The following is an 18444-nucleotide window of genomic DNA, read 5'->3' on the forward strand; positions in this document are numbered from 1 at the left end:
ATATTACCCTTTCTTTTCAGAAAGTCAACTAGCAATGTTAATTTATTTTCTAACTTATTCTCAAAACTTAGATTCAACCTATTCAGCTAAATCCTTGTTTTTCAACAAGTTTTAATCAACATCACCGCCGATGGATGTGCATTCTACAGCATTCCTCCCTCAATGCAACCATGTTTTTTTAAATATTTAAATAAAATATGATTAACTGGATATTTATTGTTCAATTTACGTGATTTTTATGCTTTTTTAGCTATTTTATAAGCGTGCATGGCACAATACTTGCAAAATTATCCATTAATTTTTCATCTTTATTAATTTCTTGCCACTTTAAACTACGGCAATCTATATATTCACAATACCCAGATTGCCCCTCTTCTTGAATTCCGTCAATCTGCACCTCATAACTAAAACTACCGACATAACCTGCGGCAACACCGAATTTAAAATCTCCACGACTTTCACCTTTCACGATTATTTTTCTTTTTTTATTTTCAAATGACCATTCAAATACGCGCGCTAAATACATCTCATGCCCATTAGGGGTTTTTACTTTTGGGTATACACGATGAACTTTGAAATAAACATCATCAAACATTTCAGATGTCTGAGTTTTTAAATCTCTTAAATACATTCTTGATTGTACAATTTGATTTAAACCATTACGTATATGAGCAAGAAGTAACTGCCTTTGATCAATCAAATTAATAATCTGATAGGTAAAAAAATGAAGTGGTAGATAAGGAATATTGATCGCTCTAGCAAATTCAAATGATCCTAACTGGTCAATTTTATATGTTTGTTCTTTATAGGTTACTGTTCCTTTGCATTGACACACTAATGACCAGTGATCAAATAAACCTAATTTTAGTTTGGTAAAGTGCGAAATAATTGGTTGAGTTTGAATATTCAGATCAACGGAAAGTTCATTGTCCTTTCTTATTAATTTGAAGTTTGGGATTGAGCCTTCTAGTTGCTCTCTTTGTCCGAATACAAATTTATTCTCTTTAATCTCGCAATCATTAATGATTGAATAACCATGAAAATGTCCAACCATATGTGGACTAATGCTCGTAATGAGTGAAACAGTATCCAAGGCTCTTGTTTTAATTGCATAATCATTACGCAGCATTGGAACATTCGGCTGTCCGATAATGGTTAAAAAATTAAAATAATGAAGTGGAGATGTTAATCCTGGAATCATCAATCCTTGATGAATAATTTTATAGATTCCTCGTGGACCGTGATAATCCAACCGAAGAGGAAAAGGAGCCTGATTCAGCTGTTTTGAATCGTCCGCTAAACTCATCAACAACTGCATACCAAACTCCTTTTTTATTTATATTGTTTTTTCTCGAGCCAAAAATGTAGTGACGAAACCTGAAAATGCATAAATTATCGAGAGCACTAAAATACCGACAGGAATATTGTATGTAATCGCAGCAAAGATAAACACAACAATAGGCAAGACTGCGAACGGCACACGTTTACGATCTACGGTTTTAAACGAATAGTATTTAATATTCGAAATCATCAGCAAGCCAACTGCAATAATAATGACTGCATTTATCGTCTGAATCATTGGATCAGATAGGACAAAAATTTCAGGGAAATCACGCCCCACCCAAACCAAAGAAATGATCATTACTGCGGCTAGAGGACTAGCTACACCAATAAAATAGCGTTTATCAACCACACCTATTTGCACATTGAAACGTGCCAATCGGAATGCAGCACAAGCAGTATAGACAAAACATGCAGCCAAACCGATTCGACCTAGATCATGGAGGCTCCAGCTATACATCAAAATTGCAGGCGCAACACCAAATGCCAACATATCTGATAATGAATCAAACTGCTCACCAAAAGGGCTTTGCGCTCCAATTGCTCGTGCGACCCGACCATCTAAACCATCAAATAAAGCAGCGATAAAAATGGCATAAATGGCTTGTGTGAATTCGCCATTCATACTTGCAATAATTGAGTAAAACCCTGACAACAATGCCGCAGTAGTAATCAGATTTGGCCACAGATAAATCCCACGACGCTTAACCTTTTGCCCTTCTTGCGTATGTTCCTCTTCTTCAACTTCGAAAGTAATACCCTCAAAGCCCGGAACATTTCTTGGAGAAGATTCAGTTTCAGGTTTATTTATATTTGTCATTGTCATTCGTCCTAACTGTAGCCTTATCTCTCAATATTCTTATTCGCCGACCAACCAACGAACGGCAGCATGACCACCATTTTCACTCATTCTTAAGTGCGGGAAAAGCCATTGCAATGCTTCATCTGCATCTTCAGAAAACTTCCAAGGTGGATTAATCACCAATAAACCACAACCGTTTAATCCTACAGGTGTATCGTCTGGCCATACACATACTTCACAAACCAATTGACGGCGAATACCAGTCTTAATCATTTTTTTCTCAAAACGATCAATCATTGCGCGATCTTTAATTGGGTACCAAATTGCAAATACGCCTGTAGGCCATTTCTTATATGCCGTAGCGATGAGTTCAACCAACTGCGGAAAATCCTTTCGCTCCACCTCATATGGTGGATCAATCATGACCAATCCACGTTTTTCTTTAGGAGGAATCACACCGAGCAAACCTTCATAAGCATCACGCTCATGCAAACCTGCACGACGATCACGCACATTCATATAAAGTTGCTGAAATACATCTCGTTGCATCTCAAAAATTGTTGCTTTATCTGTTTCGCGCATTCCTTCCAAAGCGAACCATGGCGAACCTGGATAAGCGCCTTTTCCGGCACCTGCACGCATATCTTCTACAACTTTAAGATATTGCTTAACACCTTCAGGGGCATTACGCTTAATTGAGTCATCGAGTTTAACTAAACGGTGAATACCATTTAAAAACTCTCCCGACTTCTGTGCTGCAGACGTTGATAAATCGTATTTACCTGCACCACCATGTGTATCAATGTAACGATACGGCTTATCTTTTTGATTAAGACGTGACAAAATCTGAAGCAACAATACATGCTTCATGACATCGGCAAAGTTTCCAGCATGGAAATGGTGACGGTAATTCATGTTTCAATTATTCCTAAGATCAACAATCATTTTAACATGAAAAAGTGTTTCATTCAGAATCGATTATTACTCTAAAATAGCTGACCTTTTTTTTATACAGTAAATAGCGAGATAAATATGGAAGCAGTTGTCATCCCAGGGGATTGGAATGTTGATCAAATCCTTGATGATTTAGATCAACATGGCTTCAGTATCATCGATCATGCATACCCACCAAGCTATTTAAAAAATGTTGTAAATGAATGCCAAATCCATCTTGATGATTTTCGAAATGCAGCAATTCAAAATGGCATTGTCAGCACAATCCGCAGCGATCACATTTTGTGGTTAGATCCAAAACTATCAATTTCCCATCAACACATAAAAACCTTAGATTTACTCTCTCAGGAATTAAATCGTGCATTTTATTTAGGCATTCAAGAAGTCGAAGCCCACTTCGCTTGTTATAATTCTGGTGATTTCTATGCTTTACATCGAGACAACCCTCAAGGCAAAAATGGTCGTGTGATGTCGACAGTTTTTTATCTGCATGAGGAATGGCATCAGCATTGGGGTGGTCAACTAAAGCTACAAGATAAGAATAATCAGTGGCATATTATTGAACCCAAACCTAATCGCATCGCTCTATTTCAAAGCGATTTATTACATGAAGTTCTTGTTGCACACCACCAACGTCTTTCGATTACAGCTTGGTTAAGGACCGCACGAACTTTAATTTAGCGCTTTATTTTTTCGAAGTTGCCTCCATATAGGTTTTAAACCTGATGAGGACTCATCCATGCAATCAAATACCAAGCTAATTATTCAACGCATTGGTGAAACAGACCAACTTTACTTACAAAAAAATACGCCTGAGCTTGCCTTTGAACGTGCCGAATTGCGTTTAGAGCTGGTCAGTATGAGTAAGCTTCGTCAGGAACAAATTCATTTTCTTCAAGAAGCGATTGTTCTTCTTGAACAAGGTCGAGTAGATTTCGAAGAAATGCCAATGCGTTTGTATATTAATCTTACCCTGATGTTAGCTAGAGCCTACATGATGTATTTTGAGATTACTCAAGATGAAAAATTTGCGATCATCACTCAGCAAATTTTAAAATCATTAACATCGACCAATCATAGTGATGTTTATTTTAATCTGGCTTATGCTTGCGCTTCTCGTAAAGAATCAGCACTTACACGCCATTGGCTAAATAAATATTTTAAAACTATTGATCATGATTTAGAGGTGATAAGAACTCACCCTGCTTTCAAACAATTTCATGACCAAGAGTGGTTTATCCAGTTAACCAAACCTAAGATGCATTAAAAAAAGCCCCATGAAAGGGGCTTTTTTTTAGGCCATTCTTAATTTATATGCATCCATATGTAATTGTTGATTAAGTTCATCTATCCATATTGCCCAATCATCATCTTGTACTAAATGACTAATTAAAAAGTCACGCTGACCTTTATTCCAAAATGGTGCATCATGTAAATTTTGTTGCGCGGAAAGCTGATGTGTACGGATATAGAGTTCAATTGCCGCTGGACTATTTGCCAACCCCAATTGAGAAAATAATAACGCTAAGGAAGGTTTATGTTCCATCAAGAGACTCCCCTTATCAGATTTTAATAAAATTATTATTTAAATAACTTATAAAAAATCCATGAAAAAACCCAGCTTTTGGTCTGGGTTTATTGTTTCAATTTGTGATTATATTTTCATCACTTTGTATCGTTAGTAAGCTGCTCACTCAATTGGTCAATGACAATGGCCCATTCATTATCTTTTTTCCAATGACTAATAATAAAATCGCGTTGCGATGGGTTCCAAAAATCAGCTTCATGCATCGGCGTATTGGGATCAAGCCGATGTGTTTGTATAAATTGATCAATCCCTTCAGGTGAGCTATCTAAGCCCAATTGCTCAAAAAGTAATTCTTGATTTACTTCCATATCCAACATGGATTGCTCCTTGAATTTTCATGATTTTGTTCAAGATAACATGTCAATACAAAATTCTATGTAGAAGGATTTCTTAAGCATTGTTAAGTTTTGTGCATTAAAAAAGCACTCCATTCGGAGTGCTTTTTTAATTTAGTTGAAAACTAAATTATTTAACCATGTCAGCAATCGCTGCACGTTCTTCTTCTAACTCATTAAGCGTGAAGTTGATACGCTCACGGCTGAATTCGTCAATTTCAAGACCTTGAACGATTTTGTACTCGCCATTTTCACAAGTTACAGGGAAACCGAACATTACGCCTTCAGGGATACCGTAAGAACCATCAGAAGGAATACCCATAGTTACCCATTCGCCGTTTGTGCCAAGAGCCCAATCGCGCATATGGTCGATCGCAGCGTTTGCAGCAGAAGCAGCAGAAGAAAGACCACGCGCTTCGATGATCGCAGCACCACGCTTACCAACAGTTGGAAGGAATACGTCTTTATTCCATGCAGCATCGTTGATTTTGTCTTTTAAGCTTTCGCCGTTTACATTCGCAAAACGATAGTCAGCATACATTGTTGGAGAGTGGTTACCCCAAACTGTCATGTTTTTGATGTCAGAAACTGCAACACCAGCTTTTTGAGCAAGTTGAGTTAACGCACGGTTGTGGTCAAGACGTAACATTGCTGTGAAGTTTTTCGCTGGAAGATCTGGAGCAGATTTCATTGCGATATAAGCATTCGTGTTAGCAGGGTTACCTACAACAAGAACTTTAACGTCACGGCTAGCAACTTCGTTAAGCGCTTGACCTTGACCGATGAAGATTTCACCGTTGACTTTAAGAAGGTCAGCACGTTCCATACCAGGACCACGTGGACGTGAACCAACAAGAAGCGCGTAGTCAGCATCTTTGAATGCAACTTTAGGATCATCAGTACCGATCATGCCCGCCAACAATGGGAAAGCACAGTCGTCAAGTTCCATCATCACGCCTTTAAGCGCTTGTTGAGCTTTCTCAACAGGAATTTCTAATAATTGAAGAATAACTGGTTGGTCTTTACCCAACATTTCACCGCTAGCGATACGGAATAAAAGGCTGTAACCAATTTGACCAGCAGCGCCAGTAACGGCAACGCGAACAGGTTGCTTCATGTAATTATCTCCAGTTGAGAGGATAGTCAATGCGATTAAATAGCTGTTCTATCTAATCTTAATAATCATAAACGGCGAAGATTGTACTCCAATACTTTGACAGATGCATTGAAAAGAGAATGAATTTCAACAAAAGTCTGATAGGAAATATAAATTAACTTCGCGGAAATAAATTAGTAGGCGCCCTCTATGTCAAATCTATTTGGGCAGGTCGAGACAATATCAGACGCACATGACTTGAATTGACCATTCGTGCGATAACAGATTTCAACCCCCGTTAACACTGGGCGACCATTTAAGCTTTGGCATTGAAATTCAATACCTTGGCTAGGTAATTTTGGGTTGAGTTTGATGAATTGTGATCGTAATGTCGCCATAGAGACTGTTTTACGATCCACTCCTGTTAAGGAATCAGGAACTTTTAATTGGTCTGCATGATTAATAATGGTACGAAAATACTGACTGGCATTCATTGGAACGCAACCACCATAGTTGGCCCATAACCTAATTCTAGCCTGCTCATCAGGCATCACCCTAGCAACAACCCTCTTCTGTAGCGGTGCCAAGGTGGCAGATGAGCTCGTTTGGCAATCATGACGACTGGTTTCTGGGATAAGACCCTTTATCGTCAGTGAATATCCTTCTAGGCATTTACGGTGTTTCGCTTTTGTTCGATCTAATGCACAAATGGCAGGTGTCATCTGTACTTGAAGCACATATCCTTGTAAACCTTTCCCGGATGCCATCACATCTGCTGAACACAACAAAGCCCCTACGCTCAAACTACTGAGGAGGTAAGTGTGTTGACGACTAAACAGCAGTTTTGTGTGATTCATCAAAGCTCACAAAAATAGTTGAAATGCTATTGCGTATTTCTTACTGGAATAGGCGGCATACGACTTTCGATCGCTTGCGGCCCCTGTCCAAGCAAAACACCATAATGAGCAGCATTGGTCATAACTTTCTTCACATAGTCACGTGTTTCATGAAGTGGTATTGACTCTGTGTATTGATCCGCCGCAATGCTTTTAAACTCTGGTTGCCAACGGCGTGCTCTAGTCAGCCCTGCATTATAGCCAGCCGTAGCTAGAACTGGACTGTTACTCAGCATACCTTGAATCATTGACAGGTAATATGTCCCATAACGAATATTGGTATTCGGATCTGATAATGCAGCAGGATTATACGTTTCACCCATTTTTCGTGCCACATCTTTTGCTGTAGCAGGCATAATTTGCATCAATCCACCAGCACCTACATGTGAACGGGCCGTGGTTACAAAGCGACTTTCTTGACGCATTAAACCATAAGCCCACGAAGGATCAATCCCTGCATTTTTACTATGCGTCACCACTAGATTTTGATGTGGTGTCGCATAACGATATGCATAGTTATGACGTTTAAGTGTTCTTTCCGCCGCATAAATAGCACGGTCATACCACCCCATTTCTGTGGCACGTTTTGCCGCAGCCAGTAATAGACCATCATCTTGCTTAAGATAAGCTTGGCGGACAGCCCAATTCCATTCACGATTTGTGTAAGTTGCTGAAGCATTGATATTGCGTAATGCAAAAGCACGTCTAAAGTGAATATCTTGATCTAAACGTTGAATATCCTGTGCGCTTGGTTGAGCACGATCATGTGCTTCATTATAACGAATACCTAAATGGTCTTTTGCCAACAGATTGTGATAATCATCGCCAGCGGCAGCTAATCGTTGATAAATACTTTTTGCAGCTTGCTTGGAAGCTTGATCTTTGCGATTTTCATACGCTCTCGCCATCCAATATTGCCAGCGATCTTCTTGTTTTTGCGTAACGCTCATACTATCTATGGCACGCAACACACTTTCCCACTCACCAAAACGAATTGCTTGACGCGCGTAAATTTCAGCCTCTTCTGGTGTAAAAGGCACGCCATAACTGTAATCAAAGTTCTTCAGCACTTCAGGATTAAAATTATTTTTCATCACTGTCGTGCCTCCAATATACGCCACCGTGCGGTACATATACTTTTGAACATCTGCAGGAACACCTTGCACGACACGAGGAAGATTTTGAAGCGCCGTGTTCAAGTCAGCATCTGCAGCACGACCTAAAGCAAACACCAAATAAGCATAATCTACTGTTGTTCCTTTGGCCGCAGACCATAAATAATTCAAAGGATCTGCCTGAATTTGATTTAATTGTGCTAATGACAAGTTTAAACCCAGAGTTTGTGCTGTTGCGATCGCTGGACCAGACTGTCCCGCTCTAAGTTGCGCATACAAGCGCTGTTGACGATCAGTGGTGGTGAGTAAGGGACTACTTAGCATTAAGCGACCTAAACCATTACACGATTCGGGCTGCGACTCTGTTGTAAGCCAGACATCTTTGTATTCCGCGTACACCAATGTATCGCCATTTTTTGCTCGCACTTGCGCAACTGCACAGCTTTCAGCTTGGTCAGGATTGGTGACATAGGGTAAAACAGGTTGAGCTGTCTTAAAATCCGCTTGTTTTACCTTTTCTTCGACATAATCTGCAGCTAATTTTTCAGCCATTGCAGATTGAGGATAGCGCTGTGCAAAGCTGATAATATTCGTTGCGGGTTGGAAGCCTAAATTATTATTCAACATCCAATATTCTGGATAATATCCAAGCGCATCATTTTGCATTGCAGAACGATAGTATTCGAGCTGAGCTGTATTACCCGAGTTCGCAAATTTAATCGCCTCATTAAATTGCTCTTCAGCCGCATGAGCAACGGGCAAACAACCTAGTGTTATCAGCCCAATTAAATATTGTTTTAACTGTTTTTGCTTCACTGCTTTTTTTAACACGCTTCTCTTCTCAACTTTAACTCGTCGCTACATTTGGACATGCTTTTTTGCATGATCAACTCTTTGGCAGCGCTTGGCAATTTTAAAATGTATTTTAAATACTCTAATGATCAAGTACTGTTCTGTTATGTAAAGCGCTGATTAACCACTATTATTTTAAAGTATTTTTACTGTAAATCCATAAACTTGATCTGATTTATATATTTGTTCAACCCGTAGTACAAATACTGTAAAATAGCTCGCTTTTATCGAGTGTGGGATTCCCCCATACTTCACCGGAACATATTTATCCCTTTTTATAGGATAGGAGCCTTCATGACGGTTCAAACCTTCATTCCGAATAGTGCCCCAGCTGCCTCAGAAAACACTGTTACCCAGCCACAGCACACCCCAGCCATCGATGGTGCAGTCAAAAAACTGTATATCGAAACGCAAGGGTGTCAGATGAATGAGTATGACAGTCATCGTATGGCCGACTTGCTAGGTGATTCACACGGTTATGTATTAACAACAGACCCTGCTGATGCAGATATTCTTTTAATGAATACCTGTTCAATTCGTGAAAAAGCGCAAGAAAAAGTATTTTCAGAATTAGGTCGCTGGCGCAAGCTGAAAGAAAAAAATCCTGATTTGGTGATTGGTGTAGGTGGATGTGTTGCATCTCAAGAAGGTGACAATATCCAAAAACGTGCACCTTATGTCGACATGGTATTTGGTCCACAAACACTTCACCGTTTGCCACAAATGCTTGATCAGCATACGGATCAAATTGAAAAGCCGAAAAAAGAGAAAATCAAACTGGTAGACATCTCATTTCCAGATATCGAAAAGTTCGACTTCTTACCTGAACCTCGCGTTGAAGGTTATAAAGCTTTCGTATCGATTATGGAAGGCTGTTCAAAATACTGTTCATTCTGCGTGGTGCCATACACTCGTGGTGAGGAAGTCTCTCGTCCCCTAGATGATGTACTTGCTGAAATTGCTGGTCTTGCGGAAAAGGGCGTACGTGAGGTTTCTTTACTCGGTCAAAACGTAAATGGTTACCGCGGAGAAACATTCGAAGGTGAAATCTGTACGTTTGCTGATCTTCTTCGTCTAGTGGCGGAAATTCCAGGCATTGGTCGTATTCGCTATACGACATCTCATCCATTAGAATTCAATGATGACCTTATCCAATGCTATCGTGACCTACCACAGATGGTTTCTCACCTTCATTTACCAGTTCAAAGTGGTTCAAATGATGTATTGAAGGCGATGAAGCGTAACCACACGATTGACGTTTATATCGATAAGATTGCTAAATTACGCCAGGTACGCCCTGATATGCATTTGTCTTCAGACTTTATTATTGGCTTCCCTGGTGAAACTGATGCTAACTTTGAAGAGACATATCAATTTATTCAAGACTTAGATTTTGATCATTCTTATAGTTTCATCTACTCGAAACGTCCTGGTACACCAGCATCAGAGCTGGAAGATTTAACACCTGAAGATGTTAAAAAAGAGCGCTTGGCTAAAGTTCAACAATGGATTAAGCAGTCAAGTATCCAAAAAACTGATGCTATGCTTGGTACTGTCCAACGTGTGCTAATTGAGAGCGTTTCAAAGCACGATCCAAACTTATTGGTAGGAACCGCAGACAATACACGTTTAGTAACATTTATTGGTGATGCCTCTTGGCTTGGACGCTTTGCAGAGATTGAGATTACAGAGATTAAAACCTTGAATTTAGTTTACGGTGAACTCTTGAATCTTGAACCTGACGTGGCGTAATGTAGAGGTATAGATTAATAGACTCTAAAGGAAATCTCTTGACTGCAGCGATTCGACGTACAGTGGCTTTTCCCGGTGTTTCAATGGACCGTTTACAAACCATGCTTGGCGCGTACAACGGTCATATGAAACAAATTGAACAACGTTTAGATGTAAAAATCAGTCAGCGTGGTGATAGTTTTTTTATTGACGGTGGAATTGATGAAGTCGAGAGAGTTGAAAGCTTACTTCAGCGCTTATACGCCGAAGCTGAAGTTTCTCAACAAATCAGCTCTGATTTGATTCATTTAATGATTCAAGGCAGCCAGACTGATCATGAATTACAATTGGATCCTAATCAAGAACATACAGGACTTGACGAAGTCTGGCTCCAAACTCGCAAGGGCCGCATTAATCCGCGGGGGGCCAACCAAAAACGCTATGTACAACGTATTCTTCAAAGTGATATTTCTTTCGGGATTGGTCCAGCGGGTACAGGTAAGACCTATTTGGCTGTAGCTGCTGCCGTTGATATGCTTGAACGCAATGAAATTCAACGTATTCTTTTAGTTCGCCCTGCTGTGGAAGCTGGTGAAAAACTTGGCTTCTTGCCAGGTGACTTATCACAAAAAATTGATCCTTATTTACGCCCGCTCTATGATGCCTTGTATGAAATGCTTGGCTTTGAAAAAGTGGCAAAATTAATTGAGCGTCAAATTATTGAAGTAGCGCCACTTGCATATATGCGTGGTCGTACACTCAATCACTCCTTTGTCATTTTAGATGAAGCTCAAAATACAACGCCAGAACAGATGAAAATGTTCTTAACTCGTCTTGGTTTTGGTTCGCGTGCAGTCATTACAGGTGACATTACCCAAGTAGATTTACCACGTGGACAACAGTCTGGTTTGGCACATTCATTACGTGTGCTTGAAAAGATTAAAGAAATCCATATCACACGTTTTCACTCACGTGATGTTGTAAGACATCAGCTTGTACAAAAAATTGTAGAAGCATACGAAGGTTGGGACAGTGAACAACATCGTTTAACTGCTGAAGCACGTGCGGAACGTAAAGCGCGTCAAGAAGCACTCATATCAGAAAATGATTCTGCTGCTGATGCTCAGCATCAAGATGCAGAGTAATTTAAATCTAATCACGCTCAAGGCAAGATTTTGAAACTCAGTCTCTCATTACAACAATCGTTTGAAGCATCAAACTTGGTGCTCAAACGTGCGTATGTTAAAAAAATTATTGAAACCACCCTTCGTCATATTGATACACAAAGCGATTGTGAAATTGGAATAGCTTGCGTAGATGTCGAAGAAAGTCACAAACTTAACCTTGAATATCGTGGTAAAGATAAGCCAACCAATGTTTTATCTTTTCCAAGCGACTTACCAGATGAAATGGCTGAAATTTTAGACAGTTTCCCTATCGGAGATCTGGTGATTTGTATTCCCGTTGTGCTTCGAGAAGCAGAAGAACAATTTAAAGCACCATTAACACATTTCACTCATATGTTGGTTCACGGTACTTTACATCTGATGGGCTATGATCATGAAACTTCTGAACAAGATGCTGAGGAAATGGAAGCAATTGAGATTGAGATTTTACAAAAACTAGGTTTTGAAAACCCTTACTTGCTTTTGGATGACGAATAACACTCCTCAATGACTTCGGTCTATGCTTCCCGTTATTCGGGAAGCAAATTAAAATAATAAATGAGTATTCAAAAATGAACTTCGTTGTCATCTTCAAAGCTAAAATAAAAAATATTGATGATGAATATGTAATATTGGCTAGCCAAATGCGGCATAAAGCGATGCATGATTACAATTGTACAAAGTTTGAAAGCTATCAAGAGAAGGATAATGAAGTCAGTCTATCTTATTGGAGTCGGTTAGAAGATATTCAAGCTTGGCATCAAGACACCCAACATCTTTATGCCCAACAAAAAGGTCGCCTATCATGGTATGACACGTATTCGATTGAGGTCTGTCAGATTCAGCGCGCTTATCAATCTGAGTAAATCGAGTTGATCTTTATATTGATGACATATTTTAGACAAATGAGTTAAATATTGAGCAAGTTCTTCAGATAAAATAAGATAAAGTCATGCGAAACCAATAGATTAAACTTAAATAACGGCTGACCATCAAAACCATAATAAACGTCTTTGTAAACATTACATCGCAATTGGATAAGCTGTTATCCTTCGGCAGTAATCACCTACAAGATATACACTAGCTGACATCTCACAATATTTAGAGGTAATGGAACTTCACTTATGCCAACGATTATTTCAAATATCGCGAACAAATTTCGTAAAGTCTATCAAAAGGCTGAAGGGTTTATTGAAGAAGAACGTGAATTTCCTGTCTCTCAAGTTTTTTTAAATGCGACTTTCAAGCGCTTTGTGACCGACAATGTCAGCATCCTTGAAGACTTACATGCTGATTTACACGACGATTGGCTTCGACTCTATGCCACTTTGAATGTGAAAGGGCTTTATACCATTCTCTCTGTAGATTTAAAGCTCATTCAAATGGAATTGAATAAAGACGTACAACTGATTGTATTTGAACAAATTAGTGAAACCGAAGTAATTGAAGCAAAATTTCAAACCTTTTGGATGAAAATTGCATTCCGCTCTGCACTATTTTTCTATCAAAAAATTCTTCGTAAAGATCCACTTGGCATGATTTTAGAGCGGTTTAATGTCATTAAAGTCAAAGATGATCTCTTACATCTCGATTTAAATCAGTGGCTCGGAAAAAATCGCTCGATCATCGAAACATTGGGCAAAGTACACGTCAACCATGCAGAACTGCGTGAAACAGAATTGGTCGTGATTGGTAATGTAAATTTGATGGCTTTATTTAGCAAAATGAATACTGATCGATTCAAATCTAAATCTGATGAAGTGGAAAGTGATCACATTACACCAATTAAACAAAAGGACGACTAGAGCGCAGCGTTTTGATGTCGTCATAAAGCTTAAGCTACAGAAAAATACATTTTCACTGTGATTATTGATTATTTCTCCTTATTTATCAGAGATAATAAAACTTCAAGTGATCCTTCGATACGAAGGTAAAGGAAAATATTTATGGCATTTAAATCGTTTAAAACTTTGAGTGTGATTGCAAGTGTAGGTACAGCCGTGCTTTTCACAGGCTATTCAAGTCAAGCGCTTGCCATGACGCCCTTCCAAGCCTCTTATCAGTTTGCATACAATGGTAAAAACTTGGGGTCAGCAACACGAACCTTGAAAAAATCAGGTAACACGTGGAATTACGTTTTTGCAGCTAAAGCAGGTGGTATTGCTTCAGCAACTGAAACCAGTAACTTCACATTCAATAATAATCAGATTCAATCATCCAATTTCAGTCGCACCAGTAAAATTTTGGTTCATAACAATACGATGAGCATTAAATTTAATCCAAGTGCCAAAACCATTAACACCACCAAAGATAAAGAGCAACGTTCATTTGCTTGGAAATCTGGTGTACTGGATGAGTTAAATGCAGAATTGCAAATTCGTGAAGACTTAAAAAATAACGGTTTAAAATCGCAATATTGGATTGTAGATGCTAAAGAAGTAGAATCACGTCGTTTCATCAAACAAGGCACTGAAAAAGTAGAAACCAAGTACGGCACGTTTGATACCATCAAAGTAGTGATGAAACATGATAAACCAGGTCGTGAAACGATTTTTTGGCTGTCTCCGAAATTGGACTATCTACCAGTGAAAGTCACACACCAAGATAAGAAATCTTCATACGGGCTCTTACTGACAGGGTATAACGGTCCACAAAATTAAGGCATTTTTTACTTGCTTTTTTGCAGATGCTTTTTAAAATACGTCTTTGCTTAAAAAGGCACCTGCCCTAGAGGATTCTCCCGTGTACGCACTAGAACAGAAAATCTTAAACGAAGGTATCGTTCTATCTGATCAGGTTTTAAAAGTTGATTCTTTTCTAAACCACCAAATCGACCCAGTGATGATGCAACAAATTGGTCAAGAATTTGCTCGTCTATTCAAAGATGCAGGCATCACCAAAATCATCACAATTGAAGCTTCAGGTATCGCACCTGCTGTGATGGCTGGCTTGGAACTTGGTGTACCGGTAATTTTTGCACGTAAGTATCAATCTTTAACTTTAAAAGATGATTTATATCGTTCAAAAGTATTCTCATTTACAAAGCAAGTAGAAAGCACAATTGCTATTTCTAAGAAGCACATTGCAGCAACAGATAAGGTTCTTGTGATCGATGACTTTCTTGCGAATGGACAAGCAGCTTTAGGTTTAGCTGATTTGATTCACCAAGCTGAAGCTGAGGTTGTCGGGATTGGTATCGTGATTGAAAAGTCGTTCCAAACTGGCCGTGATCTTTTACTTGAAAAAGGTTACCGAGTTGAATCACTTGCTCGTGTTGAATCACTTGCAAATGGGACAGTGACTTTTGTTCAAGAATAATGTTGAACATTAAAAAAAGCGCCTAACGGCGCTTTTTTACTTTAATGTGGCAGGATCTAGTTGAATGCCCAATTTTGTGCCACCAAAATGCTTTTGAATATAGTCCTCAACGTAAGGCTGATGGTAAAGATTTGAAAGTTTTTGAAATTTTGGATCATTCAATCGGTCTTTACGCACTGCAAGTATATTGACATTTTCTAAGGCTTTATCAGTGACCTCTTCTTTAAATATCGCATTTGTTATTACATTTAGCCCACTTTCCAGAGCAATAGTATTTCCAATTGCGGCTAAATCCACCTCAGACAAGACACGTGGGAGTTGTGCACCTTTGACCAATTTAAATTGAAGTGATTTCGGATTTGACTGGATACTTTCAAGAGTTCCAGAAATCGTATTAAAATCAGGCTTAAGTGTAATTAGCTGAGCACGCTCTAATAACCTTAATGCACGTGCTGTATTCGCCACATCATTTGGAATTGCAATTAAGGCCCGATCAGGCAAAGCAATTAGTGACTTGTAGTTTTGAGAATATAACCCCATAGGCTCTAAATAAGTGGTCGCCAAGACAGCAAGCTTATGATGATTCAAGTCATTAAATTCTTTGAAATACGCCCAAGATTGAAATGCATTTACATCAATTTCACCATCGAGCAAAGCTTGATTCAAAGCCACACCGTCATTAATTTCTTTCACCTCAATGTCAACATTTGCTGTTTTCGCCTGATCAGAATCCGCGATATATCTCCAAATATCAACATCCGATCCATGTGATCCAATCACGATTGTTGGTTGTGTTTGCTTTGTTTTTTGAGGTTCAGGTTGAGCACTACATGCACTGATAATGAGAATTGCAAAAATAATAAATAAAAATTGGGCGTATTTTGACTTCATGATTTACTCGATATTGTTGTTGATTGTTTGAGTTGTTTAAATTGTGCTGGATAATATTTTTCAGTAACGTCTAAATGAGATCTAAGTCGACCTTTGATACAGTTTTCTCCCACATTTCTCAGTAAAGGATTCAGCGGATCTGTCTCTGGTCCTTGTGCAAGCGCTTTTAAATTATCTGCAAGATTTAAAAGCGGAATTTCACCAGCAAATAAATTGGGAGAAAGAAAATAAGCAACCGAATACCGATCTGCATTCGTTGGAGATATGACTCGATGTTGATTTGCAATCAAATAACCATTCGTAGCAAGCTCTAAAACCTCACCGATATTGACGACAAATGCGTGTTCAACAAATGGTACTTCAATCCATTTGCCTTGACTTAAGACCTGAAGTCCTCCGATCTGGTCTTGTAAAAGTAAAGTTAAAATATTGGAGTCTTTATGAGGCCCTACACCCTGATGATTCATTTGATCAATTGGGGGATAATGAATCAGCTTGAGTAGTTCATGTGGACTGCCTGTAATCAATTGATCAAGTGCTGTGTCCTGCTGCCCCAATGAAAGCAACAAGGCTTTTAATAATTTAATTGCAACTTGTCTGAGATCTCGTTGCCATGCGGTGACTACGCGTTGAAACTCAGGCCAATTCGAAGGCCACTGATTTGGTCCCTGTAAACGTCTCCATGTCGGTCCAGTTTCAGGTTCTAATGCTGCCAGCTCAAAACCAATGTCTATTTGTTCTCTAAAATCAGGTTGCAGACGTGTAACTTCGGCATTTACTCGACTATACCCTCGAAAATGCGGGGAATGAATCATAGCGATTTCATCTTTTTGTTCTTGTGGCAGCGAAAAAAACTGTCGAGTAATACGCTGAATCTCCAAAATTTTTTCAGCTGAAATGCCATGACCTGTCAAATAAAAAAAACCAATATCCTTGGCGATATGTGCAAGTCGTTGCAGAAAATCTGCTTGCGTTGATGATTGATCAAATTGACTTAAATTTAGAATAGGAAGTGCTGTTAAGCTTTGTTGTAATGGTTGATTCATGATGCACTCATCTTTCTAATACTTCATTGTATTAATGACTGAAAGATGAATGCTTTTGAAATCATTTAAATTGGATACTTATGCGTCTATAAAAATATGATTCGCGTTCAATCACTTACTCTTGCCCAGTCCACACATGATCTTTTAAAGACACCGCATTCGGAATGAGTTTGAGTCGATAAAACAAATCTGCAATTTTTTGTTGCGCCGTGACTGTATCTGTATCGACCAGTTTGGCATAAGCAGGAATATTTCTTTTTTCTAAAACCAGTTTGGTAATATTTTCGTCCAAGCTTGTACTTTGCGCCAAAATTTTTGCGGCTTGATCTGGGTGTTGATTGATCCAATCATCTACTTGATTTAATGTTTGCACAAATCTTTGGGCTTCAACCCGATGTTGTTTTAAAAATTTTGGAGAAGACAAATAGAAGCTATACGCTAATGGCAAAGCTTTTGAATCAATAAGAACACGTGTATCACCTTTAAGCGAAGCAGCACTTGCATAAGGATCCCAAATCGCCCAAGCATCGAGTGATTTTTTATCAATAGCAGCTCGGGCATCTGCAGGCGTTAACCAGACGGGTTGAATATCAGACCAGCTCAATTGAGCTTGATCTAATATTTGTGAGAGAAAGTAATGCGCACTTGAACCTTGTGTAACTCCAATGCGCTTACCTTTTAGATCCTTTAAGCTTTGAATCGTACTGTCTTTGGGTAAGAGCAAGCTATGTGAGTTTTTAGATCCATTTTCATAAGCTAAATATTGAATTGGTTTACCTGCAGAAAGTGCGAAAATTACAGGTGTATCCCCTGTATACCCCACATCAATAGCACCGACATTTAATGCTTCTAGTGTTTGAGGACCTGCCGGGAATTCTTTCCATTGAATTTTCACACCAGGGAATGCCTGCTCAAAAGTTTTATTTTGTTTTGCAACGATGAATTTAAGCGCCGCTTTTTGATAGCCAATATTCAAGGTTGTTAACTTTTCTTTTGATTCATCTTGCCCCTTAAGCTCAGTAAGCTTTTCTTTTGAGCATGCAATAAGGCTAAAACTCAATGTCACAATGGTGCTTAGTACAAATAATTTTTTCATTGTCTTGGTAATTTTTTTGATTGGAATAAAAAAATAAGCCAAACTTCGAAAAAAATTAAATCACTATTTGCGCTTAGTTATTCAGTTCAAGATCTAAGCCATCCTGCTCATAAAATATGGTTTTATCCTTAAAAATTAAATTAATCTATTTTCAAATCAATTTTTTATTTTATCTGGCATTACAGTTTTTCTACATTCGGCCATGTTGCAACTTTAA

The 18444-nt window shown here is 38.7% G+C and carries 20 protein-coding genes; 9 read left to right on the forward strand and 11 right to left on the reverse strand.

All coding sequences use genetic code 11. The features are described from left to right. Positions 1-250: 250 nt before the first annotated feature. From AC1M9F_RS11400 to AC1M9F_RS11410, 3 genes are read right to left on the reverse strand one after another with little or no spacing between them, the layout of a single operon-like run. A complete protein-coding gene (locus tag AC1M9F_RS11400) occupies positions 251-1318 on the reverse strand; it encodes a DUF6670 family protein (RefSeq protein ID WP_481597826.1) in 1068 nt (355 codons plus the stop codon). 18 nt (positions 1319-1336) lie between these two features. Then, positions 1337-2161, reverse strand: a complete 825-nt coding sequence (gene pssA / locus AC1M9F_RS11405) for a CDP-diacylglycerol--serine O-phosphatidyltransferase (RefSeq protein ID WP_481597827.1) — start codon at positions 2159-2161, stop codon at positions 1337-1339. A 39-nt stretch (positions 2162-2200) separates the two neighbouring features. Then, positions 2201-3058: a 23S rRNA (adenine(2030)-N(6))-methyltransferase RlmJ gene (locus AC1M9F_RS11410; RefSeq protein WP_092768034.1), complete on the reverse strand. Its 858-nt coding sequence runs from the start codon at positions 3056-3058 to the stop codon at positions 2201-2203. Between the two features lie 117 nt (positions 3059-3175). Between AC1M9F_RS11410 and AC1M9F_RS11415 the strand changes: the two genes are divergently transcribed. Both AC1M9F_RS11415 and AC1M9F_RS11420 read left to right on the forward strand, forming a co-directional pair. Then, positions 3176-3778: a 2OG-Fe(II) oxygenase gene (locus tag AC1M9F_RS11415; RefSeq protein ID WP_481597828.1), complete on the forward strand. Its 603-nt coding sequence runs from the start codon at positions 3176-3178 to the stop codon at positions 3776-3778. 58 nt (positions 3779-3836) lie between these two features. After that, positions 3837-4364: a hypothetical protein gene (locus AC1M9F_RS11420; protein WP_035269895.1), complete on the forward strand. Its 528-nt coding sequence runs from the start codon at positions 3837-3839 to the stop codon at positions 4362-4364. 27 nt (positions 4365-4391) lie between these two features. On the opposite strand, the gene AC1M9F_RS11425 is transcribed toward AC1M9F_RS11420, so the two are convergent. The 5 genes from AC1M9F_RS11425 to AC1M9F_RS11445 form a co-directional block, all read right to left on the reverse strand. Then, positions 4392-4643 carry a DUF2789 family protein gene (locus AC1M9F_RS11425; RefSeq protein ID WP_481586807.1) on the reverse strand — a complete coding sequence of 84 codons (252 nt, stop codon included), beginning with the start codon at positions 4641-4643 and terminating at the stop codon, positions 4392-4394. Between the two features lie 119 nt (positions 4644-4762). After that, positions 4763-5002: a DUF2789 family protein gene (locus AC1M9F_RS11430; protein ID WP_179999322.1), complete on the reverse strand. Its 240-nt coding sequence runs from the start codon at positions 5000-5002 to the stop codon at positions 4763-4765. 148 nt (positions 5003-5150) lie between these two features. Further along, the gene (locus tag AC1M9F_RS11435; RefSeq protein ID WP_035269892.1) at positions 5151-6137 is read right to left on the reverse strand and encodes a malate dehydrogenase; all 987 of its coding nucleotides are present in this window, start codon (positions 6135-6137) and stop codon (positions 5151-5153) included. Positions 6138-6310: 173 nt separating this feature from the next. After that, positions 6311-6973, reverse strand: a complete 663-nt coding sequence (locus tag AC1M9F_RS11440; RefSeq protein WP_481597829.1) for a ribonuclease T2 family protein — start codon at positions 6971-6973, stop codon at positions 6311-6313. 26 nt (positions 6974-6999) lie between these two features. Then, positions 7000-8913, reverse strand: coding sequence for a lytic transglycosylase domain-containing protein (locus AC1M9F_RS11445; protein ID WP_481597870.1), 1914 nt, complete (start codon positions 8911-8913; stop codon positions 7000-7002). A gap of 360 nt (positions 8914-9273) precedes the next feature. On the opposite strand from AC1M9F_RS11445, the gene miaB reads away from it, so the two are divergent. From miaB to AC1M9F_RS11480, 7 genes are all read left to right on the forward strand, one after another. Beyond that, complete coding sequence (gene miaB, locus AC1M9F_RS11450; RefSeq protein WP_179999317.1) at positions 9274-10731, forward strand: tRNA (N6-isopentenyl adenosine(37)-C2)-methylthiotransferase MiaB; 1458 nt, start codon at positions 9274-9276, stop codon at positions 10729-10731. Positions 10732-10769: 38 nt separating this feature from the next. After that, positions 10770-11855, forward strand: a complete 1086-nt coding sequence (locus AC1M9F_RS11455) for a PhoH family protein (protein WP_092768044.1) — start codon at positions 10770-10772, stop codon at positions 11853-11855. A 30-nt stretch (positions 11856-11885) separates the two neighbouring features. Further along, entirely contained in the window at positions 11886-12374 is a 489-nt protein-coding gene (ybeY, locus tag AC1M9F_RS11460; protein WP_481592023.1) for an rRNA maturation RNase YbeY, read from the forward strand. A 74-nt stretch (positions 12375-12448) separates the two neighbouring features. Further along, a complete protein-coding gene (locus AC1M9F_RS11465) occupies positions 12449-12742 on the forward strand; it encodes an antibiotic biosynthesis monooxygenase family protein (protein WP_481596488.1) in 294 nt (97 codons plus the stop codon). Between the two features lie 258 nt (positions 12743-13000). Then, a complete protein-coding gene (locus tag AC1M9F_RS11470; RefSeq protein WP_179999309.1) occupies positions 13001-13681 on the forward strand; it encodes a hypothetical protein in 681 nt (226 codons plus the stop codon). Positions 13682-13822: 141 nt separating this feature from the next. Further along, the gene (locus tag AC1M9F_RS11475) at positions 13823-14536 is read left to right on the forward strand and encodes a DUF3108 domain-containing protein (protein WP_481597830.1); all 714 of its coding nucleotides are present in this window, start codon (positions 13823-13825) and stop codon (positions 14534-14536) included. Between the two features lie 82 nt (positions 14537-14618). After that, positions 14619-15194 carry a xanthine phosphoribosyltransferase gene (locus AC1M9F_RS11480; protein WP_481597831.1) on the forward strand — a complete coding sequence of 192 codons (576 nt, stop codon included), beginning with the start codon at positions 14619-14621 and terminating at the stop codon, positions 15192-15194. 36 nt (positions 15195-15230) lie between these two features. On the opposite strand, the gene AC1M9F_RS11485 is transcribed toward AC1M9F_RS11480, so the two are convergent. The 3 genes from AC1M9F_RS11485 to AC1M9F_RS11495 form a co-directional block, all read right to left on the reverse strand. Next, a complete protein-coding gene (locus AC1M9F_RS11485; RefSeq protein ID WP_481597832.1) occupies positions 15231-16085 on the reverse strand; it encodes a MetQ/NlpA family ABC transporter substrate-binding protein in 855 nt (284 codons plus the stop codon). Continuing rightward, positions 16082-17131 carry an isopenicillin N synthase family dioxygenase gene (locus AC1M9F_RS11490; RefSeq protein ID WP_481597833.1) on the reverse strand — a complete coding sequence of 350 codons (1050 nt, stop codon included), beginning with the start codon at positions 17129-17131 and terminating at the stop codon, positions 16082-16084. The genes AC1M9F_RS11485 and AC1M9F_RS11490 overlap by 4 nt, the downstream gene beginning before the upstream one ends. A gap of 115 nt (positions 17132-17246) precedes the next feature. Further along, entirely contained in the window at positions 17247-18227 is a 981-nt protein-coding gene (locus AC1M9F_RS11495) for an aliphatic sulfonate ABC transporter substrate-binding protein (RefSeq protein ID WP_481597834.1), read from the reverse strand. Positions 18228-18444: the final 217 nt, after the last annotated feature.

The sequence above is a fragment of the Acinetobacter sp. ANC_7504 genome, from assembly GCF_056779995.1.